The organism is Xylophilus sp. GW821-FHT01B05, from assembly GCA_038961845.1.
In the GTDB taxonomy this organism is placed as follows: Bacteria; Pseudomonadota; Gammaproteobacteria; order Burkholderiales; family Burkholderiaceae_C; genus Xylophilus.
The window spans coordinates 1,811,054-1,831,933 of the sequence record CP152408.1 but is presented as its reverse complement, the minus strand read 5'-3'; the positions used below and the strand labels follow the sequence as shown (position 1 = coordinate 1,831,933).

Sequence of the window (20,880 nt, the reverse complement as noted above, 5' to 3'; positions counted from 1 at the left end):
CTCAGTCAATCCTGATCTGGTTCTTGCGGATGATGTCGCCGTAGCGTTTGAACTCGGCGTCGTGAAAGGCGGCGAACTGCGCCTGCGTCATGGGTGCGATCTCGGCGCCCACGGCCTCCAGGCGGGTCTTGGTCTCGGGCATGGCGAGCACCTTGTTGACCTCGTCATGCACCTTTTGCTGCACGGCCTTGGGCGTGGCAGCCGGCATGTAGATGCCGTACCAGGCGCTGACCTCCACCGTGGGGAAGCCGGCCTCGGCCATGGTCGGCACGTTGGGCAGTTGCGGGTTGCGTTTGGCCGTGGTCACGGCCAGCGGGCGGATCTTGCCGTTCTTGATCTGGCCAATGACCGAGGGCATGGTGTCAAAGCTCATCTGCACCTGGCCGCCGACCAGATCGATCAGCGCGGCGCTGCTGCCCTTGTAGGGCACGTGCACCAGGTCCACGCCGGCCGCGTCCTTGAACATTTCGGCGGCGATGTGCTGGGTGCTGCCGGCGCCGCTGCTGGCGTAATTGATCTTGCCGGGCTCTTTCTTGGCCAGCGCCACCAGCGCCGGCACCGAGTCGGCCGGCAGGCCGTTGGTGACCACCAGCACGTTGGGCACGGCACCCACAAAGGCCACCGGCACCAGGTCGCGGTTGCTGTCGTAGTTGAGCTTGAGCAGGTGCGGCGCAATCGCATGCGCGGTGACCACGCCCATCACCATGGTGTGGCCGTCAGTGGCCTTGGCGGTGACATCGGCGGCGAGGGTGTTGGAGACGCCCGGGCGGTTCTCCACGATCACGGATTGCTTGAGCAGCGGCCCGAGCCGGTCGGCCACGGCGCGCGCCATGGCGTCGGTGCCGCCGCCGGGCGCGGAGCCCACGAGGATGCGCACGGTGCGCGTAGGCCATTCCTGGGCGGTGGCGCACAGCGGCGCGAGCAGGGCCAGCGCCATGGCTGGCATTGCGAATCGGCGAAGCATTGTCTTGTCTCCTGGATGTGCAGGCAGTGCACTTGTTTATGCCGCCATCGTAGGAAAACAAATGATGTCCGTAAAATGAAATGACCTGATGGATTGATATCCTCAGGTTATCAATTCAATGAGCACAGCCGACCCCGACTCCCCCACTCTTTTGCTCAACCGCCTGCGCATGCGCCAGGTGGCGCTGCTGCTGGCCGTGGAAAGCCGGGGCACGCTGCGCGCCGCGGCGGCCGAGCTGGGCATGACCCAGCCCGCGGCGACCAAGATGCTGCACGAGCTGGAGCACACGCTGGGCCATACGCTGTTCGACCGCGTGGGCCGCGGCCTGCGCCTGAACCCGGCTGGCACCTGCGTGACCCAGCACTTTCGCGGCATGCGCGGCGGGCTCGAAGCCCTGCGCCGCGAGCTGCAGGCGCTGCAACTGGGCAGCGCGGGCAAGCTCTTCATCGGCAGCATCATGGCGGCCTCGCCGGCCGACCTGACGCATGCGCTGATCCGCCTGAAGGCGCTCTACCCGTTCCTGACGGTGGAGATCGCGGTGGGCACCAGCGACCGGCTGATGGAGCAGCTGCGCGAAGGCCAGCTCGACATGGTGATCGGCCGCATGCCGGGCCGCAGCGGCGGCGACTGCGTGTTCCGCCCGCTGGGCGATGAGGCGCTGTCGGTGGTGGTGTCGCCCAAGCATCCTTTGGCCGGGCGCGCCAAGCTGCAGTTCGCCGAGCTGCAGCCCTACCCCTGGATACTGCAGCCCGCCGGCAGCCCGATGCGCGACGTGATCGAGCAGGAATTTGCCACGCACCACTTGCCGCTGCCACCGGGCCTGATCGAGACCGCATCCATCCTGACCACCACCAACCTGATCGCCCGCACCGACATGATCGCTGTCATCCCGTGGTCGATTGCGCAGCGTTACGAGCAGCACGGCCTGCTGCGCGTGCTGCCCTACGCCATCCACCACCGGCTGGCCGCCTACGGCAGCATCGTGCGGCGCGACCGGCCGGCGTCAGCCGCGTTGCAGCATTTTCTGGAGCTGCTGCATACGCCGGCATAGGTTCGTAACTACTCTGCTCCCCACCGTTCAGGCTGAGCTTGTCGAAGCCCTGCCACCTCACCACCAAGCCCTTCGACAGGCTCAGGGCGAACGGGGGGAGAGTTACACGAACCCAAACAAAAAAGGCCGGCAGCCCATAACGGGCGCCGGCCTATAGCTATTAATTTAATAGCTATAGGAGCACAAGCGATTTACGCCAGCGTGTACGCCGTCTTCACCACGGTGAAGAATTCCTGCGCGTACTTGCCCTGCTCACGCGGGCCGTAGCTGCTGGCCTTGCGGCCGCCAAAGGGCACGTGGTAGTCCACGCCCGCCGTCGGCAGGTTGACCATCACCATGCCGGCCTGGCTGTGGCGCTTGAAGTGGGTGGCGTACTTCAGGCTGGTGGTGGCAATGCCGGCAGACAAACCAAACTCGGTATCGTTGGCGGTGGCCAGGGCTTCTTCGTAGTCCTTCACCAGGATCACGCTGGCGACCGGGCCAAAGATTTCTTCGCGGTTCACACGCATGCCCTTGGTGGTGTCGGTAAGCAGCGTGGGCGCCATGAAGAAGCCCTCGTTGCCGCTGCCGGTGTGGCAGGCCACGCGGCCGCCGCCGGCGTACACCGTGGCGCCTTCGGCCTTGCCGATCTCGACATAGCTCAGGTCTTGCTCCAACTGCGCCTGGCTCACGACCGGGCCCACGTCGGTGCCGGCGATCAGCGCGTCACCCACCTTGATCTTGTCCATGCGCGCCTTGAGCGCCTCGATGAACTTGGGGTAGATGCCCTGGGTAACGATCAGGCGGCTGGAGGCCGTGCAGCGCTGGCCGGTGGAATAGAAGCAGCTCTGCGCGCTCAGCTCTACCGCCTGCGCCAGGTCGGCGTCGTCCAGCACGACCTGCGGGTTCTTGCCGCCCATCTCCAGCTGCACCTTCTTGTGGCTTTCAACGCAAGCCTGGGCAATGCGCCTGCCCACGCCGGTAGAGCCGGTGAAGCTGATCGCGGCAATACCGGGGTGCTTGACCAGCGCATCGCCAATCACGCTGCCACGGCCCATCACCAGGTTGAAGACGCCGGCCGGGATGCCGCTGCGGTGGATGATGTCGGCCAGCGCCCAGGCGCTGCCGGGCACCAGGTCGGCGGGCTTCAGCACCACGCAGTTGCCAAAGGCCAGCGCCGGGGCGATCTTCCAGGCCGGGATGGCGATGGGGAAGTTCCACGGCGTGATCAGGCCGACCACGCCGATGGGCTCACGTGTGATTTCCACGCCGATGTTGGGGCGCACCGAGGGCAGCACCTCGCCCGCCAGGCGCAGGCATTCGCCGGCAAAGAACTTGAAGATCTGGCCGGCGCGGGTGACTTCGCCAATGCCCTCGGGCTTGGTCTTGCCCTCTTCGCGCGAGAGCAGCGTGCCCAGCTCTTCCTTGCGCGCCAGGATTTCATTGCCGATCTTGTCGAGCGCGTCGCTGCGCGCCTGGATGCCGCTGGTGGACCAGGCCGGGAAGGCGGCCAGCGCGGCCTGCACGGCGGCGTCGACCTGGGCGGCGTCGCCCTGGGTGTACTCGGCAATCACGTCGGCCAAGTGGCTGGGGTTGCGATTGGGGCTGGCACTGCTGCCGGCCAGCCATTCGCCGTTGATCAGGTTCAGGTGTGGTGCGTTCTGCGTCATGGAGGATCCTGGTTGTCGCATGAGAAATGCGCCGCGACGCTACCACGTCGCGACGCATCGTGTGATGACGGCCGAATTATTGGGGGCCGAGCGTGGCAATCAACGCGGCCAGTTCCGCCACCTCGTTGGCCTTGAGGTCGGTCAGCGGCGCGCGCACCGGGCCGGCGTCGTGGCCGACGATCTTGGCGCCGGCCTTGACGATGCTCACCGCATAGCCCTGGCCCTTGTTGCGGATGTCCAGGTAGGGCATGAAGAAGTCCTTCAGCAGGCGGTGCTGGGTGGCGTGGTCGTCGGTGCGCACGGCCTCGTAGAACTGCATCGCCGTCTTGGGGATGAAGTTGAACACCGCAGACGAATACACCGGCGTGCCCAGTGCCTTGTAGGCGGCGGCGTAGACCTCGGCCGTGGGCAGGCCGCCCAGGTAGGCGAAGCGCTCGCCCATCTTCATGTAGATCGAGCTCATCAGCTCGATATCGCCAATGCCGTCCTTGAAACCGACCAGATTGGCATTGCGCTCGGCCAGCCGGGCCAGGGTGTCAGGCTTGAAGCGGCTCTGGCCGCGGTTGTAGACGATGACGCCGAACTTCACGCTCTTGCATACCGCCTCGACATGTGCCGCCAAGCCTTCCTGGCCGGCTTCGGTCAGGTAGTGCGGCAGCAGCAGGATGCCGTGGGCGCCGGCCTTCTCTGCGGCCTGCGCGCATTCGATGGCAAAGCGCGTGGGGCCGCCCGCGCCAGCAATGATCGGCACCACGCCGCGGCAGGTGTCGACCGCGGTCTTGATGATGCCGGGGTACTCGTCGCCGGTCAGCGAGAAGAACTCACCCGTACCGCCGGCCGCGAACAGCGCGCTGGCGCCGTAGGGAGCCAGCCACTCGAGACGCTTCTCATAGCTGCTTTTGTTGAAGTCGCCGTTCGCGTCGAAGTCGGTCAACGGGAAGGACAGCAGGCCGGAGCCCATGATGGATTTGAGTTCCTGGGGATTCATGGTGTGAGTCGTCGAGAGCTAGGGAAGAAAGAAAACAGGGGAGCCATTGCAGAACACAGATACAGCGGCACAAAAGGCCGCGGAGCAGGCCATGCGCAAACATCCGCGGAACCGGCTCCGCCGGGCCGCTGGATGTGCCCCCTCGAGGGGGAAGGCGAAGACGCGAAGCGCGTAGCCTGGGGGTGCTCCATTTCAGTCGATCTTGAGCTGCGCGTCGGCGACCACCTTGGCCCAGCGCGCGCGCTCCTTGTTGAAGAAGGCGTCCTGCTCGGCCGATGTCATGGTCACCACCTCGGCGCCCTGCCCGGCCAGGCGCGAGCGGATCTCGGGCGAGCGGATGATGCGCACCAGCTCCTGGTGCAGGCGCTCGACGATGGGCGCCGGCGTGCCCTTGGGCACCAGCATGCCCTGCCAGGTGCCGGACTCATAGCCCGGCACGCCTTGCTCGGCAATGGTCGGCACGTCGCCGATCAGCGGCATGCGCGTGGATTTGGACACGCCCAGGATCTTGAGCTTGCCGCTCTGCACAAAGGGCAGCGTGGCCAGCATGCCGTTCATCAGGATCTGGGTCTGGCCGGCCACCGTGTCTTGCACCGCCTGCACGCCGCCCTTGTAGGGCACGTACTGCCAGCGGGCGCCGCTGGCGCGCTCCAGCGCCACGCCGGCCAGGTGCGGCGCGCTGCCGGTGGCGGTAACGGCAAAGTTGAGGTCGCTCTTCTTCGACAGCGCCACCAGCTCCTGCAGGTTGTTGGCCGGCACCGAAGGGTGCACCACCAGCAAATGCGGCGAGTAGGCCAGCATGGTCACGCCGCGCAAGTCCTTGGACGGGTCAAAGGACAGGCGCGTGTAGACCGAGGGCGTGATGGCCAGCGCGCCCACATCGCACAACAGCAGCGTGTAGCCGTCAGGCGCGGCGCGGGACACGGCCTCGGCGCCCAGGTTGCCGTTGGCGCCGGCGCGGTTCTCGACGATCACGTTTTGCTTCAGCGCCTCGGACAGCGGCTGGCTCAGCGCCCGCGCAATGATGTCGGACGACCCGCCCGGCGGGTAGGGAACGATCAGCTTGATCGGCCGCGCGGGCCAGGCTTCGGCCGCCAGGGCGGGCGCGCCAACGGCAAGCGCGCCCAGCGCGGGCAGGGTACGGGTCAGCAAGGTGCGGCGGGAAAAAGTCATGTCATCTCCTGTTGTTGGGCTGGCCTGAGACCGCTGGGCGGCATTTTGGCGCGCGCCTTGGCATGTCATCAGTCATCGTACAACTAGAGAATCAGAAAGTCCAGCCATGAGCGCCCCGGGAAAGCCCCCGGTGCGCCGCCTGTCTTAGGTGCTGCTGCGCGCCGCCTCTTGCGCGTGGCGCAGGCGCTCGCGGCTGTTGGTGAGATGCAGGCGCATGGCGGCGCGGGCCGCGTCCGGGTCCTGGCGCGCGATGGCCTCGTAGATCTCGGCGTGCTCGCGGTTGACCTTCTGCAGGTAGTCGGCCTGGTCTTCTGGTGCCACGCGCGTGGCGGTGATGCGGGTGCGCGGAATGATGGCCGTGCCCATGTGGCGCAGGATGTCGGCGAAGTAGCGGTTGCCGGTAGCCAGCGCAATCTCGTAGTGAAAGCGGAAGTCCGGCGTGACGGTATCGCCCTGCCCTGCCATGGCCACGCCAAACTGCTCCAGCGCCTCGCGCATCACCTGCAGATTCGCCTCTGTACGGCGGACGGCGGCCAGGCTGGCGGCCTCGGTCTCCAGGCTCACGCGCAGCTCCAGCACCTCCAGCGCGTCGATCGATGCCGGCACGTCGGCCGGGTCCAGCCGCAGCAGGCCGGGCGTGGGCGCATCGAGCACAAAGGTGCCCACGCCGTGCCGCGTCTCGACCAGGCCGGCGGCCTGCAGGCGCGACAGCGCCTCGCGCACCACGGTGCGGCTGACGCCGTAGGTTTGCATGATGGCGGTCTCGGTCGGCAGCTTCTCGCCGGGCCGCACCAGGTGCGCGCCGATGCGCCGGCCGATGTCTTCCACCAGCGCCAGCGCCAGCCCGCGCGGACGCCGCACGAAGCCCGCCGCAAGCTCGGCTTGTGGCGCCGCAGCATCTGTAGAAAGCCCCGTTGACATGCGCATGATGGGCTGATGATAATGGCCCAAGCTTGTAAGACAACATATAACAAACGGTACGGAAAGTTCCGATGAGTCAAGAGACAAACCAGGCGCCCAGCCCCTCTTCCCCCGCCCACCTGCCGGCCGAAACACGTCTGGATACCCTGCTGCTGACCGGCGCTGCCGGCGGCCTGGGCCAGGTTCTGCGCGAACGGCTGCGGCCCTTTGCCCGGGTGCTGCGCTTGTCCGACATCTCCCCCATGGCGCCGGCAGCAGGCCCGCATGAAGTGCTGCAGCCCTGCAACCTGGCCGACAAGCAGGCGGTAGACGCGCTGGTGCAGGGCGTAGACGCCATCGTGCACCTGGGCGGCGTCTCGGTAGAGCGGCCGTTTGAAGAGATCCTGGACGCCAACATTCGCGGCACCTTCCACATCTACGAGGCAGCGCGCCGCCATGGCGTGAAGCGCGTGGTGTTCGCCAGCTCCAACCACGTGATCGGCTTTCACAAGCAGACCGACACGCTGGACGCCGCCTCCCCGCGCCGGCCCGACGGCTACTACGGCCTGTCCAAGTCCTATGGCGAGGACCTGGCGCAGTTCTACTTCGACCGCTACGGCGTGGAGACGGTGAGCATCCGCATCGGCTCGTCCTTCCCCGAGCCCCGGGACCGCCGAATGATGAGCACCTGGCTCAGCTACCGCGACCTGACCGAGCTGGTGCGGCGCGCGCTGTTCATGCCCGGCGTGGGCCACACCGTGGTTTATGGCGCATCGGCCAACCGCGATGTCTGGTGGGACAACCACGCCGCCGCGCGCCTGGGCTTTGTGCCGCAGGACACGTCGGAGGTGTTCCGCGACAAGGTCGAGCAGCAGCCCATGCCCGCCGCCGACAACCCCGTGCGCATCTACCAAGGCGGTTCCTTCACCGCCGCCGGCCCATTTGAGGACTAAATGCCCCCCAGGCTTCGCGCTTCGCGTCTTCGCCAACCCCCTTCCAGGGGGCACATCCAGCGGCCCGGCAAAGCCGGTTCCGCGGATGTTCTGGCGTGGCCTGCTCCGCGGCCTTCTGTGCCTTTGTGATTCATGCGCTGCGGGCGATGCCAGCGCCAGGCAGCACACCCTCCGAGTTTCATTCCTAACTGCACACCAGAAAGAGAGACAAACATGAAACTGCACCGCACCTTGCTTGCACTTGCCGCGGCGGCCCTGGTGCCGCTGATGGCGCAGGCCACCGAGTTCCGCTCGGCCGACATCCACCCCGACGGCTATCCCACGGTCGAGGCGGTGAAGTTCATGGGCGAGCGGCTCAAGGCGCTGTCTGGCGGCAAGAACACGATCCGCGTCTACAACAACAGCTCGCTCGGCGGCGAGAAGGACACCATCGAGCAGGCCAAGATCGGCGCGCTGGCTTTGGTGCGCGTGAACATCGGCGCGATGAACAACATCTGCCCCGAGACGCTGGTGCCGACCATGCCCTTTTTGTTCCGCTCGGTCGAGCACATGCACAAGGTGCTGGACGGCCCGGTGGGCGAAGAAATCCTCAAGTCCTGCGAGAAGCAGGGCTTCATCGGGCTGGCCTACTACGACAGCGGATCGCGCTCCATCTTCACCGCCAAGAAGCCGGTAAAGAGCTTTGCCGACATGAAGGGCCTGAAGATCCGCGTGCAGCAGTCCGACCTGTGGGTGAGCATGATCGAGGCCATGGGCTCCAACGCCACGCCCATGCCCATGGGCGAGGTCTATACCGGCCTGAAGACCGGCCTGATCGACGCCGCAGAAAACAACTACCCCACCTACGAAAGCGCACGCGCCTTCGAGGTCGCCAAGTACTTCACCAAGACCGAGCACTCGATGGCGCCAGAGATGCTGCTGTTCTCCAAGCGCGCCTGGGACCGCCTCTCGGCCGAAGAACAAAAGCAGATCCGCCAGGCCGCCAAGGAATCGGTGCCCTACATGCGCAAGATGTGGGCCGACCGCGAGATCAAGTCCTATGAGATCGCCAAGGCCGGTGGCGCCGAGTTCATCGACATCGACAAGGCCCCGTTCCAGGCCGCGATGAAGCCGGTCTACGACAAGTTCATCACCGACGCCCGGCTGAAGGACCTGGTCCGGCGCACGCAGGAAACGCAGTAGTTCCAGCCGCAGCAAGAGCAATAGTCAATTGCTTCATTTTTAATAGCTAGTAGCCCAGGTGCAGCCTGGGTTACAGGCACTCTTTCTTTAAAAACCATGTACACCCGCCTCTGCCGTGCGCTGGCCCGCGCCTGCATGTGGCTGGGCATCTGCGGGCTGGTGGCGCTGATCTGCGCCGTCAGCTGGCAGGTGTTCGGCCGCTATGTGCTCAACAACACGCCCACCTGGGCCGAAAGCCTGGCGCTGCTGCTGGTGCTCTACGTGACCATGCTGGGCGTGGCTGTTGGCGTGCGCGACGCCGGCCACATCGGCCTGGAATCCTTCCTGGTGCTGGCGCCAGACCACGTGCGCATCAAGATGGAGTTTTTGATCCACGTGCTGGTGCTGATCTTTGGCGCGGCCATGGCCTGGAACTGCGCCTCGCTGGCCGAGTCGGTGTGGGACTACCGCCTGCCCACGCTGCCGCTGTCGGAGGGCTGGAAGTACGTGCCGGCCAGCATTGCCGGCGTGCTGATCGTGATGTTCTCCATCGAGCATTTGATTGCCCTCGCGAAGGGCCACGAAGTCGAACCCTCCTGGAGCTGAGCACGCCATGACGATCCCGCTTCTTATCCTGAGCCTGAGCTTCACCCTGTTCCTGCTGCTGGGCGTGCCGGTGGCGTTTTCCATCGGGCTGTCGGCCCTGTGCACCCTGCTGTATGAGGGCCTGCCGCTGGAGGTGGGCTTCCAGCAGATGACCTCGGGCATGGGCATCTTCTCGTTCCTGGCCATTCCGTTCTTTATCTTTGCCGGCGAGCTGATGCTGTACGGCGGCATTGCCGACCGCATCGTGCTGCTGGCCAAGAACCTGGTGGGCCACGTGCGCGGCGGCCTGGGCATGTCCAACGTGGTGGCCTGCACGCTGTTTGGCGGCGTGTCGGGCTCGCCGGTGGCCGATGTGTCGGCCATGGGCGCGGTGATGATCCCGATGATGAAGAAGGAGGGCTACCACGCCGACTACGCGGTCAACGTGACCACGCATGCGGCCCTGGTCGGCGCGCTGATGCCGACCAGCCACAACCTCATCATCTATTCGCTCGCGGCGGGCGGCAAGGTGTCGATTGCGGCGCTGATCCTGGCCGCCCTGCTGCCGGCGGCCATCCTCACCTTCAGCAACCTGGCCGCGGCCTACCTGGTGGCCGTCAAGCGTGGCTACCCAGCCGGCAGCTTCCCGGGCTGGCACATCGTGGCGCGCTCGCTGGCGGCGGCGCTGCCGGGGCTGTTCGTGGTGGTGCTGATCCTGGGCGGCATCCTGTCGGGCGTGTTCACCGCGACCGAGTCGGCTGCCGTGGCCGTGCTGTATGCGCTGGCGCTCACGGTGCTGGTCTACCGCTCGCTCAAGTGGGAGCACTTCATCAAGGCTGCCGCCAAGGCGGTGCGCACCACCGGCGTGGTGCTGCTGCTGATCGGCATATCCAGCACCTTCGGCTACCTGATCAGCCTGTACGGCGTGGCCGAGCTGACCGGGCAGATGCTGTCGCGCATCACCACCGAGCCGTGGCTGATCTTCTTGATGATCAACATCATCCTGTTCTTGCTCGGCACCTTCCTGGACATGGCCGCCACCATCCTGCTGTGCACGCCAATCTTCCTGCCGATTGCGCAGCACTACGGCATGAGCTCGGTGCAGTTCGGCATCGTGCTGCTGATCAACTGCGCGCTGGGGCTGAACACGCCGCCGGTGGGCACCACGCAGTTCGTTGGCTGCGCCATTGGCGGCGTGTCGGTGGGCGCGGTGATGCGCACCATCTGGCCCTTCTATGGCGCGCTGATCTTCGCGCTGATGCTGGTCACCTTTGTGCCGGCGTTCTCGATGTGGCTGCCAAGCATGTTCATGGTGGTCAGGTAAGAGCTCAAAAAAACTAAGGAGACAACGACATGAAGAAGCACCTGCAACAAGCCCTGGCGGCGCTCGCCCTGGGCGCCGCCTGCGCGGCTCCGGCCCTGGCGGCCGACAGCGACTTTCCCAACCGCACGGTCGAGCTGCTGGTGCCCTACCAGCCCGGCGGCGGCACCGACGGCCTGGCGCGCGCCTTTGCCGACGCCAGCCGCAAGCACATGTCGCAGAGCATCGTCATCGTCAACCGCCCCGGCGCGGGCGGCGCCATCGGCTGGACCGAGGTCATCAACGCCAAGCCAGACGGCTACAAGCTCGCCGTGCTGACGGTAGAGCTGCTGACCCTGCCGCACCTGGGCCTAGCCAAGTTCAGCTACGACGACTTCCAGCCCATCGCCCAGCTCAACGCCGACCCGGCCGCGATCACGGTGAAGGCCGATGCGCCGTGGAACACGGTGGAAGAGTTCCTCGCCGCCTCCAAGAAAGACCCGGGCGCGGTGCGCGTGGGCAATTCAGGCAATGGCTCGATCTGGCACCTGGCCGCCGCCGCGCTGGAAGACAAGACCGGCGCCAAGTTCAACCACATCCCCTTCAACGGCGCGGCACCTGCGGTGCTGGCGCTGCTCGGCGGCCACATCGAGGCGGTGGCGGTCAGCCCGGCCGAGGTCACCACCCACGTGCAGGGCGGCAAGCTCAAGATCCTGATGGTGATGGCCGACAAGCGCGTGAAGGGCTTCGAGAAAGTGCCAACCGCCAAGGAGCGCGGCATAGACCTGTCCATAGGCACCTGGCGCGGCCTGGGCGCGCCCAAGAACACGCCGCCCGAGGTCATGGCCCGGCTGCGCGACATCACCGCCAAGACCGCCGCCGAGCCACTGATGCACGAGGTCATGGACAAACAGAACCTGGGCTATGTCTACACCGACGGCACCGTCTTCAAAGACACGCTGGCCAAGGACAACGCCTACTTCAAGGAGCTGATCACCAAACTCAACCTGAAGCCATGACCGCCCCTGCAAAACCATTCCAACACCACCGGGACTTCCCATGCGCACGACATCCGTTTCCCCATCCACACGCCGGCGGCGCCACGGCGCGGCACTGGCCGCTGCGGTGATGGCCGCCAGCATCGCGCTGCCGGCCAGCGCTGCCACCTATGTCTACGTGTCCAACGCCGACAGCCAGGACATCTCGGTGCTGGCGCTGGACCGCGAACGCGGCCAGTTGCAGCCGCTCGACACCGTTGCCGTAGGCGGCTCCGTGATGCCGCTGGCCGTCAGCCCGGACAAGCGCTTTCTGTACGCAGCACTGCGCTCCCAGCCCTACCGCGTGACCAGCTTCGCGATTGAGCCCAGCAGCGGCAAGCTGCGCAAGCTGGGCGAAGCGCCGCTGGCCGACAGCATGGCCAACATCGACACCGACCGCACCGGCCGCTGGTTGTTCGCCGCCTCTTACCCCGGCCACAAGATCACCGTCAACAGCATCGAGAAAGACGGCAGCATCGGCCCGGTGCAGCAGTTGATCCGCACCGCGCCCAACGCGCATGCCATCCACGCCGACGCCAGCAACCGCTACGTGCTGGCCACCAGCCTGGGCGGCGACAACGTGTCGAGCTGGCGCTTCGACGCCGACACCGGCCTGCTCGCCGCCAACGACCCGCCACTGCTCGCCGCCAAGCCCCAATCCGGCCCGCGCCACTTCGTGTGGGACAAGGCCCAGCGCTTTGTCTACCTGGTCGATGAGCTGGACGCCGGCCTGCACGTGCTGGCCTGGGACGCACAACGCGGCACCCTGCGCGAGCTGCAAGCCACCACCACCCTGCCCGCCGGCTTCACCGGCAAGCCCTGGGCCGCCGACCTGCACCTGACGCCGGATGGCCGCTTTTTGTATGCATCCGAGCGCACCTCCAGCACGCTCTCCACCTTCAAGGTTGATGCCGCCACCGGCCTGCTGCAGCCCCTGGGCCAGACCCCCACAGAGAAGACTCCGCGCGGCTTCGCCATAGACCCCAGCGGCCGCTACCTGATCGCCTCGGGGCAAGACTCACACGCCATCACGCTGTATGCAATCGACGGCGCCAGCGGCGCGCTGAAGCCGCTGCAGCAACTGGCGGTGGGGAAGAATCCGAATTGGGTGGAGATTGTGGATTTGCCTTGAGTTGTCTGAGCTTGGGAAAGAACTCCCAAGGCGCAAGTGGCGGCAGCAATAATCGGCTAGCAACGATCTTCTGAGCAGCCCTTCCCATGAGCGCCCCTCTCTCACCCAGCACGACCGCCATTTATCTGTACGGAGCCGAGGCCACATATGACGGATGTGGTGACTTTGAGTGGGAGAGCCCCGCTTTGGGTGCCAGACACAAGCTCATCCTGTTCCTGCCTCAAAGCGATAGAACCTCCCGGGAAGATTTGGCCGCATCGGAGCTTGCGAGGTTCGGCTTTGTCAACATAAGCCTTCTTGCTGGGCAGCCAATCGATGTCGAGTCGCTGAACGACCCAAGGATGCATGCGTTCAAGAAGCACTATGAAGGCGCCTTCTCCGAAGGAAGCTCCCTGGTGTGGTACCCGTAGCTGCGGACCCTGGTAGAGATTTCATGGGGCGCCGCCCTGGTCCTCCGACAGGGCATCTTCCACAGTAACAGCCAAAGGCGTGGTCGGCCTTCCGATCAACCGGCTCAAGTCGCCGGCTTCGCAATACACGTCGCCGTGGGCTGCGCCGGTGTCGGCCAGGGCCAGCGTGTTGGCGAGGCTTTCGGGCAGGCCGTAGCTCACCATCAGCGCGCGATAGTCGGCTGGCGGCAGGTCGACATAGGCCACCGGGCGGCCGGATTGTCTGGATATCTCTGCGGCCATCTCTGTCAGCGTGAAGCTGGTGTCGCCGGCCAGCTCGTAGATGGGCTTGGGTGCGTCGCCAGCGCTCAGCACGGTGGCCGCCGCCTCGGCATAGTCGCTGCGGCTGGCACCCGAGATACAGCCGTTCTTCGCGCAGCCATAGAGCGTGCCCTCTTGCACGGCAAAACCGGCGCTCATGGTGTAGTTCTCGGTGTACCAACCGTGCCGCAAAAAGACATGCGGCACGCCGCTTTCCCTGATCATGCGCTCGGTCTCGCGGTCTTCGCTGGCATAGGGAACGCTGGATGTGTCGGCCCTCAGCATGCTGGTGTAGGCGATCAGCTTGACGGTGCCGCTGCTTCTGACGGCATCGATCACGGTCTTGTGCTGGGACGTTCTGGCGCCGACCTCAGGGGCCGAGATCAGCAAGACCTTGTCGACGCCCTCCAGCGCTGCCGGCCATTGCTCGGGCTGGTCATAGTCGGCCAGGCGCACCTTGACGCCGCGGGCCTGCAGGTTTGCCACCTTCACGGGATGCCGCACGCCGGCCACGATCTGATCGGTGGGCATTCTTGCCAGCAGATGTTCGATCACCAAGCTGCCAAGGTGGCCCGCTGCGCCAGTTACCAGGATCATGAAAGTCTCCAGTCAAAAAGTTTTTTTCTTCAGCCGCCAGCGCCGGGGGCGGCGGACTTTGTCACCGCTGCACTGCGGCTCTCTTCATCCCAGCCACCGCCCAGCACCTTGTACAGCGTGACCAGGTTGGACACCCGCGACAGGCGCGTGCCGATCAGGTTCTGCTGCGCGCTGTAGAGCGAGCGCTGCGAGTCCAGCACCGAGAGGTAGCTGTCTATGCCGCGCGAGAAGCGTGCGCGTGACAGCTCGTCGCTCTCAGTCGTGGCGGCCACCAGTGACTGCTGCGCCTCCAGCTGGTGGTCGATGGTGCTGCGCTGGGCCAGCGCATCAGACACTTCGCGGAAGGCCGTCTGCACTGCCTTCTCGTACTGGGCCACGTTGATGTCGCGGCTGATTTTGGCGATGTCGAGGTTGGCGCGGTTGGCGCCGCCATCGAAGATGGGCAGCGAGATCTGCGGCATGAAGCTCCAGGTGCCCGAGCCGGCGCGGAACAGGTCCGACAGGGCCGCGCTCGACGAGCCCGCCGAGGCGGTCAGGCTGATGCTGGGATAGAAGGCCGCGCGCGCCGCGCCGATGTTGGCGTTGGCGGCCTTGAGCGTGTGCTCGGCCTGCAGGATGTCGGGCCTGCGTTGCAACAGCGCCGAAGGCAGGCCGCTGGGCAGCTCGGGCAGTGCGTTGAGTGAGTCGGCCAGACTGATGGGCATCAGCTCATCCGGCACCTCCGAACCCACCAGCAGCACCAGCGCGTTGCGGTCTTGCATGACCTGCGCGGTGTAGCTCGCCACGTCGACGCGCGCGCTGTCAACGCTGGTCTGCGCCTGCCGCAGCGCCAGCGCCGTCATGACGCCGACCTCGAAGCTGCGCTGGCTGAGCCGGTACGACTCGCTCTGGCTTGCCAGCGTGCTGTACGCCAGCGCCAGGCGCTCCTGGTCGGCAGCAAACGTCAGGTAGGCGTTGGCCACCTCGGCCACCAGGCTGATGTGCGTGCTGCGCCGCGCCTCTTCGGTGGCCAGGTACTGCTCCAGCGCCTGCGTGCTCAGGCTGCGCACGCGGCCGAACAGGTCGACCTCGTAGGCGCTGACGCCCACGCCCGCGCTGTAGCTATGCGCGACCAGCGTTTGGCCGGTGCTGGACAACGCGGCCGGCGTGCGGCTGCCGCTGCCGCTCCCCGTGGCGTTGACGCTGGGGTACAGGTCGGCCTTCTGCACGCGGTACTGCGCACGCGCCTTCTCTATGTTCAGCGCCGCCACGCGCAGGTCGCGGTTGTTGGCCAGCGCCAGCGCCACCACCTGGCGCAGGCGCTCGTCGGCGAAGAATTCGCGCCAACCGATGTCGGCCGCCGCAGCGGCGTCAGCCGGTGCCGGCACGGTCACCGGGTAGGCGGCTGGCACCGGCAGCGCGGGCTGCTCATAGGCGGGCATCAGGCTGCAGCCGGCCAGGGCCGCCGTGCAGGCAAGGGTGATCCAGGTCAAGCGGGTCATGTCAATGGCCTTCCAGCAAGGGGGTATCGGTGCGCGTCTGCGTGGCTGCGGGCTTGGGCCGCTTCTCGAACAGGCGGCGCACGATCACGAAGAACAGGGGCACGAAGAAGATCGCCAACACCGTGCCCGAGACCATGCCGCCGACCACGGCCGTGCCCAGCGCGTTCTGCGCGCCGGCGCCGGCGCCCTTGCCCAGCATCAGCGGCAGCACGCCCAGGATGAAGGCCAGCGAGGTCATCAGGATCGGGCGCAGCCGCATGCGCGCGGCGGTCAGGGCCGCCTCGGCCACGCCCATGCCCTGGGCCGCCAGGTCCTTGGCGAATTCGACGATCAGGATGGCGTTCTTCGACGCCAGCCCCACCGTTGTCAGCAGGCCGACCTGGAAGTACACGTCGTTCATCTTCCAGGTCAGCAGCGCACCGACCAGCGTGCCCAGCACGCCCAGCGGCACCACCAGGATCACCGAGAACGGGATGGACCAGCTCTCGTACAGCGCGGCCAGGCACAGGAACACGACCAGGATGGAAAGCGCATATAGCATGGCCGACTGGCCGCCTGCCGCGCGCTCCTGGCGCGAGATGCCGGTCCACTCGTAGCCGATGCCGGGCGGCAGCTCGGCCGCGTGGCGCTCCACCAGGTCCAGCGCCTGCCCGCTGGACAACTTGCCGGGCATGGCCATGCCCAGGATCTCGACCGAGGGCACGCCGTTGTAGCGCTCCAGCCGCGGCGAGCCAGAGCTCCAGCTGGCCGTGGCGAATGCGTTGAACGGCACCATCGCTCCGCTGCTGTTGCGCACGAACCAGTTGTCGATGTCGCCCGGCAACATGCGGAAGGGCGCATCGGCCTGCAGGAAGACCTTCTTCACCCGCCCCTTGTCAATGAAGTCATTGACATAGCTGCTGCCCCAGGCAGCCGAGAAGGTGTCGTTGACGTCAGACATGGTCAGGCCCAGCGTGCCCACCTTGTGCTCGTCGATATCAAGCCGGAACTCGGGCGTGTCTTCCATGCCGTTGGGCCGCACCGCCACCAGGCCGGGCTCCTTCTTCAAGGCGCCCAGCAACTGGTTGCGCGCCTTCATCAGCGCGTCGTGGCCCAGGTTGGCGCGGTCCTGCAGCATCAGGTCAAAGCCGCTGGCGTTGCCAAGCTCAGATACGGCTGGCGGCGCAAAGGCAAACACCGTGGCGTCGCGCAACTGCGCGAAGTAGCCCATGGCCTTGTTGGCCACGGCCGCGGCCTTCAGGTCGGCGCGCGTGCGCTCGCCCCAGGGCTTGAGCTTGACGAAGGCAAAGCCGGTGTTCTGCCCGCTGCCGGCAAAGCTGAAGCCGGCCACCGAGAAGATGGAATCGACCGCATCCTTCTGGTCTACCAGGAAGTGGTGCTCGACCTGCTCGATCACTTTCAGCGTGCGCTCCTGCGTGGCGCCCGGCGGCAGTTGCACCAGCGCAAACAGCGAGCCCTGGTCTTCGTCCGGCAGGAAGCCGGCCGGGATCTTGGCGAACACAAAGCCCACCATCAGCACCAGCACCGCGTAGCCCGCCATGTAGCGCCAGCCACGGCCAATCATGTGCCGCACCACGCCCTGGTAGCCACGGTTGCTGCGGTCGAACAGGCGGTTGAACGCGCCAAAGAAGCCGGTGGTGGCCAGCGCGTGGCCCTTCTCCACGGGCTTGAGCAGCGTGGCGCACAGCGCGGGCGTAAGCACCATCGCCACCAGCACCGACAGCGTCATCGCCGACACGATGGTGACCGTGAACTGGCGGTAGATCACGCCGGTCGAGCCTCCAAAGAAAGCCATGGGCACGAACACCGCCGCCAGCACCATCGCCACGCCCACCAGCGCGCCGGTGATCTGCCCCATGGACTTGCGCGTGGCCTCGAGCGGCGACAGCCCCTCCTCGCTCATCACGCGCTCGACGTTCTCGACCACCACGATGGCGTCATCCACCAGCAGGCCAATCGCCAGCACCATGGCCAGCATGGTCAGTGTGTTGACCGAATAGCCAAAGGCCGCCAGCACGCCGAAGGTGCCCAGCAGCACCACCGGCACGGCGATGGTCGGGATCAGCGTGGCGCGGAAGTTCTGCAGGAACAGGTACATCACGCAGAACACCAGCACGATGGCCTCGATCAGCGTCTTCACCACCTCTTCGATCGAGATGCGCACGAAGGGCGTGGTGTCGTAGGGCTTGATCACCTCCACGCCCGTCGGGAAGAACTTGCGCAGTTCGTCCACCTTGGCGTCGATGCCGCGCACGGTGTCGAGCGCATTGGCGCCGGTGGCGAGCTTGATCGCCAGGCCTGCCGCCGGCTTGCCGTTGAAGCGGCTGACGTTGGCGTAGTTCTCGCTGCCCAGCTCGATGCGGGCCACGTCGCGCAGGCGCACGGCCGAGCCGTCGGCCTGCGTGCGCAGCAGGATGGCCTCGAACTCCCCCGCCGTCTTCAGCCGCGTCTGCGCGGTGATGGTGGCGTTGAGCTGCTGGTTCTGCACCGCAGGCAGGCCGCCCAATTGCCCGGCCGACACCTGCGCGTTCTGCGCCTGGATGGCGGTCTTCACGTCGAGCGGCGTCAGCTTGAAGCTGTTGAGCTTGCTCGAATCGAGCCAGATGCGCATCGCGTACTGCGCACCAAACAGCGTGGTGTCGCCCACGCCTTCGACGCGGCTGATCGCGTCCTGCACATTGGCCGCCACATAGTCGGAGAGGTCGGCACCGCTGAGCTTGCCATCTTGCGACACAAAGGCCAGCACGTTCAGGAAGTTGCTGGCCGACTTGGTGACCTGCAGGCCCTGCTGCTGCACTTCTTGCGGCAGCAGCGGCGTGGCCAGCGACAGCTTGTTCTGTACCTGCACCTGGGCGGTGTCGGGATCGGTGCCGTTCTCGAAGGTCAGCGTGATGGTCACGCTGCCGGTCGATTCGCTGGTGGAAGACATGTAGGCCAGCCGGTCCAGGCCCTTCATCTTCTGCTCGATGACCTGGGTCACCGTGTCTTCCAGCGTCTTGGCAGAGGCGCCCGGGTAGCTGGCCGATATCGCAACCGCCGGCGGTGCGATGGTGGGGTATTGCGCGATCGGCAGGGTCTTGATGGCCATCACACCCGCCAGCATCACGATGATGGCAAGTACCCAGGCGAAGATCGGGCGATCGATGAAAAAACGAGCCATGGTGCTGAACTCCTGGCGCGCGTCAGTTGGCCGCCGCGTGCGCGGGGACACTGCTGGCCAGCTTCGCTGCCGGCACCGTGGCCAGCGGCACGACCTTCACCGCCTGGCCCGGCTGCGCCTTCTGCTGCCCTTCCACCACCAGGCGGTCGCCGGCCTGCAGGCCGGAGCTCACCAGCCATTGGTCGCCAATGGCGCGCTCGGTGGTGATGGCCCGCGATTCAAGCTTGCCATCGGCATCCACCACATAGGCCACGGGCTTGCCGGTGGCGTCGCGGCTGACGGCCGGCTGCGGCACCAGTAGGGCCTGGTCGTTCACGCCCTCTTCCACCACGGCACGCACATACATGCCGGGCAGCAGGTCGGCCTTGGGGTTGGGGAACACCGCGCGCAGGGTGATGGCGCCCGTGCCCTGGTCCACCGTCACGTCAGAGAACTGCAGCTTGCCGGTGAGCGGGTAGGTGCTGCCGTCTTCCAGCAGCAGCTTGACGACGGCGGAATTGGCGCCGCCGCCCTTCAGGTCGCCCTGCGCCAGCGCACGCTTTAGCCGCAGCACCGCACTGCTGGACTGGGTCACATCGACATAGATCGGGTCCATCTGCTGCACGGTGGAGAGCGACGTCGCCTGGTTGGCCGTGACCAACGCCCCCGGCGTCACCGATGACTTGCCAATGCGCCCGCTGATCGGCGACACCAGCCGGGTGTAGGCCAGGTTGATGCGCGCCGTCTCCAGCGCGGCCTTGGCTGCGGCCACGTCGGCCTCGCCTTGCTGCAGCGCCGCCGAGGCGTCGTCCTGGTCTTGCTGGCTGACGGCCTTGATCGCCACCAGCTCGCTGTAGCGCTCGGACTTCAGCCGCGTCGTGCGCAGGCTGGCCTCGCTCTTGGCCAGCGTGGCGCGCGCGCTGTCATAGCTGGCCTGGTAGCTGGCCGGGTCGATCTGGTACAGCGGCTGGCCCGCCTTCACCAGGCTGCCTTCCTGAAAGCTGCGCGCCTGGATCAGGCCGGTGACCTGCGGGCGCACGTCGGCGATCTGGTAGGGCACGGTGCGGCCCGGCAGTTCGGTATCGAGTGCAAGGCGCTGCGGCTGCACCACCTGCACGCTGACCTGCGGCGGCCCCGAGGGCCCGGGCGGCGGGCCACCCGGAGGGTCTCCGCAAGCCGTGAGCAGCACCGACACCAGCACAAGCATTGCGCTGCCGCTGGCCAGGGAATGGGTCGAAGACATGAGGAAAAGCTCCTTGCACAAGGCGTAAAGGCTGCGTCCACCATCTGGATGCAGCCTCGTTTAAACATACTCGCAAGTTCAGTATAAGCTTTGACTACAATGAAATGCAACCCAATAATGAACTCACGAGTTCAAAATAAAGGCATTGACGTGAGAGTAAAAACCGAGGCAAAGAGGGAATCGATCCTGGAGATCGCGGCGCAGGTGTTCCAGGAAATGGGCTACGAACGGACGTCGATGGACGAGATCGCCGCGCGCATGGGCGGCTCCAAGGTCACGCTCTACAGCTACTTCCCGTCGAAGCAGGATCTGTTTCTGGGCGTCACCATCTACATCGGCAACCGCCACCTGGGCCCCGCCTTCGACGAGCTGGTGCCGGGCGCGGCCGACCTGCCGCGCGTGCTGCGCCGCTTTGGCGAAAAGTTCGTGTCCTTCATCTGCACACCAGAGGCCACCGGCGGCTACCGCATGGTGGTGGCGCAGGCCGGCACCACCGACATCGGCCGCCGCTTCTTCGAGCTGGGGCCGCAACGCGGCGAGGCCACGGTGGCCGCGTTTCTTCAGGCAGAAATGGAGAGCGGCCGGCTCAAGCAGGCGGACCCAGCGATTGCGGCCATGCACCTGCAGGGCTTGCTGAGCAGCGAAACCATGAACCGCACCCTGATGGGCGTAAGCGCCGCACCCACACGCCAACAGATCAAGCAGATCGTCGAACGCACGGTGGCGGTGTTCTTGGCGGCGTACGCTGCCTGAGCATCCTCAAAAATGATAGTGCCATGCCCAAGCACTATCTTCACTTCAGGTACAAAACTGTCTG

At 66.1% G+C, this 20,880-nt stretch carries 18 protein-coding genes; 9 read left to right on the top strand and 9 right to left on the bottom strand.

What is annotated here, in order from left to right; translation table 11 throughout:
* Position 1 precedes the first annotated feature (1 nt).
* Positions 2 to 946, bottom strand: coding sequence for a tripartite tricarboxylate transporter substrate binding protein (locus tag AAFF27_08610; protein ID XAH26189.1), 945 nt, complete (start codon positions 944 to 946; stop codon positions 2 to 4).
* 136 nt (positions 947 to 1,082) lie between these two features.
* Between AAFF27_08610 and AAFF27_08605 the strand changes: the two genes are divergently transcribed.
* The gene (locus AAFF27_08605) at positions 1,083 to 2,015 is read left to right on the top strand and encodes a LysR family transcriptional regulator (GenBank protein ID XAH25237.1); all 933 of its coding nucleotides are present in this window, start codon (positions 1,083 to 1,085) and stop codon (positions 2,013 to 2,015) included.
* A 191-nt stretch (positions 2,016 to 2,206) separates the two neighbouring features.
* Here the strand turns inward: AAFF27_08605 and AAFF27_08600 are convergent, their stop codons facing one another.
* From AAFF27_08600 to AAFF27_08585, 4 genes are all read right to left on the bottom strand, one after another.
* Positions 2,207 to 3,664 (bottom strand): aldehyde dehydrogenase family protein, encoded by a 1,458-nt coding sequence (locus tag AAFF27_08600; protein XAH25236.1) that lies wholly within the window; start codon positions 3,662 to 3,664, stop codon positions 2,207 to 2,209.
* Between the two features lie 76 nt (positions 3,665 to 3,740).
* Positions 3,741 to 4,652, bottom strand: coding sequence for a 5-dehydro-4-deoxyglucarate dehydratase (gene kdgD, locus AAFF27_08595; protein ID XAH25235.1), 912 nt, complete (start codon positions 4,650 to 4,652; stop codon positions 3,741 to 3,743).
* Between the two features lie 192 nt (positions 4,653 to 4,844).
* Positions 4,845 to 5,825, bottom strand: a complete 981-nt coding sequence (locus AAFF27_08590) for a tripartite tricarboxylate transporter substrate binding protein (GenBank protein XAH25234.1) — start codon at positions 5,823 to 5,825, stop codon at positions 4,845 to 4,847.
* A 144-nt stretch (positions 5,826 to 5,969) separates the two neighbouring features.
* Positions 5,970 to 6,746 carry a FadR/GntR family transcriptional regulator gene (locus AAFF27_08585; protein ID XAH25233.1) on the bottom strand — a complete coding sequence of 259 codons (777 nt, stop codon included), beginning with the start codon at positions 6,744 to 6,746 and terminating at the stop codon, positions 5,970 to 5,972.
* 71 nt (positions 6,747 to 6,817) lie between these two features.
* On the opposite strand from AAFF27_08585, the gene AAFF27_08580 reads away from it, so the two are divergent.
* From AAFF27_08580 to AAFF27_08550, 7 genes are all read left to right on the top strand, one after another.
* Entirely contained in the window at positions 6,818 to 7,678 is an 861-nt protein-coding gene (locus tag AAFF27_08580) for an NAD(P)-dependent oxidoreductase (GenBank protein ID XAH25232.1), read from the top strand.
* 213 nt (positions 7,679 to 7,891) lie between these two features.
* Entirely contained in the window at positions 7,892 to 8,860 is a 969-nt protein-coding gene (locus AAFF27_08575) for a TRAP transporter substrate-binding protein (protein ID XAH25231.1), read from the top strand.
* A 96-nt stretch (positions 8,861 to 8,956) separates the two neighbouring features.
* A complete protein-coding gene (locus AAFF27_08570; GenBank protein ID XAH25230.1) occupies positions 8,957 to 9,445 on the top strand; it encodes a TRAP transporter small permease in 489 nt (162 codons plus the stop codon).
* 7 nt (positions 9,446 to 9,452) lie between these two features.
* Positions 9,453 to 10,748 (top strand): TRAP transporter large permease, encoded by a 1,296-nt coding sequence (locus AAFF27_08565; GenBank protein XAH25229.1) that lies wholly within the window; start codon positions 9,453 to 9,455, stop codon positions 10,746 to 10,748.
* Between the two features lie 29 nt (positions 10,749 to 10,777).
* A complete protein-coding gene (locus tag AAFF27_08560) occupies positions 10,778 to 11,743 on the top strand; it encodes a tripartite tricarboxylate transporter substrate binding protein (protein XAH25228.1) in 966 nt (321 codons plus the stop codon).
* Positions 11,744 to 11,852: 109 nt separating this feature from the next.
* Complete coding sequence (locus AAFF27_08555; protein XAH26188.1) at positions 11,853 to 12,893, top strand: lactonase family protein; 1,041 nt, start codon at positions 11,853 to 11,855, stop codon at positions 12,891 to 12,893.
* A gap of 86 nt (positions 12,894 to 12,979) precedes the next feature.
* The gene (locus tag AAFF27_08550; protein XAH25227.1) at positions 12,980 to 13,303 is read left to right on the top strand and encodes a hypothetical protein; all 324 of its coding nucleotides are present in this window, start codon (positions 12,980 to 12,982) and stop codon (positions 13,301 to 13,303) included.
* 21 nt (positions 13,304 to 13,324) lie between these two features.
* On the opposite strand, the gene AAFF27_08545 is transcribed toward AAFF27_08550, so the two are convergent.
* The 4 genes from AAFF27_08545 to AAFF27_08530 are packed head-to-tail and all read right to left on the bottom strand — an operon-like array spanning position 13,325 to position 20,063.
* On the bottom strand, positions 13,325 to 14,200 hold the full coding sequence (locus AAFF27_08545; GenBank protein XAH25226.1) for an SDR family oxidoreductase: 876 nt from the start codon (positions 14,198 to 14,200) through the stop codon (positions 13,325 to 13,327).
* A gap of 29 nt (positions 14,201 to 14,229) precedes the next feature.
* The gene (adeC, locus tag AAFF27_08540; protein XAH25225.1) at positions 14,230 to 15,681 is read right to left on the bottom strand and encodes an AdeC/AdeK/OprM family multidrug efflux complex outer membrane factor; all 1,452 of its coding nucleotides are present in this window, start codon (positions 15,679 to 15,681) and stop codon (positions 14,230 to 14,232) included.
* Between the two features lies 1 nt (position 15,682).
* Entirely contained in the window at positions 15,683 to 18,841 is a 3,159-nt protein-coding gene (locus AAFF27_08535; protein XAH25224.1) for an efflux RND transporter permease subunit, read from the bottom strand.
* Between the two features lie 22 nt (positions 18,842 to 18,863).
* A complete protein-coding gene (locus AAFF27_08530; protein XAH25223.1) occupies positions 18,864 to 20,063 on the bottom strand; it encodes an efflux RND transporter periplasmic adaptor subunit in 1,200 nt (399 codons plus the stop codon).
* 150 nt (positions 20,064 to 20,213) lie between these two features.
* Here AAFF27_08530 and AAFF27_08525 point away from each other — a divergent pair, with 150 nt between their 5' ends.
* Positions 20,214 to 20,816, top strand: coding sequence for a TetR/AcrR family transcriptional regulator (locus AAFF27_08525; protein XAH25222.1), 603 nt, complete (start codon positions 20,214 to 20,216; stop codon positions 20,814 to 20,816).
* Positions 20,817 to 20,880: the final 64 nt, after the last annotated feature.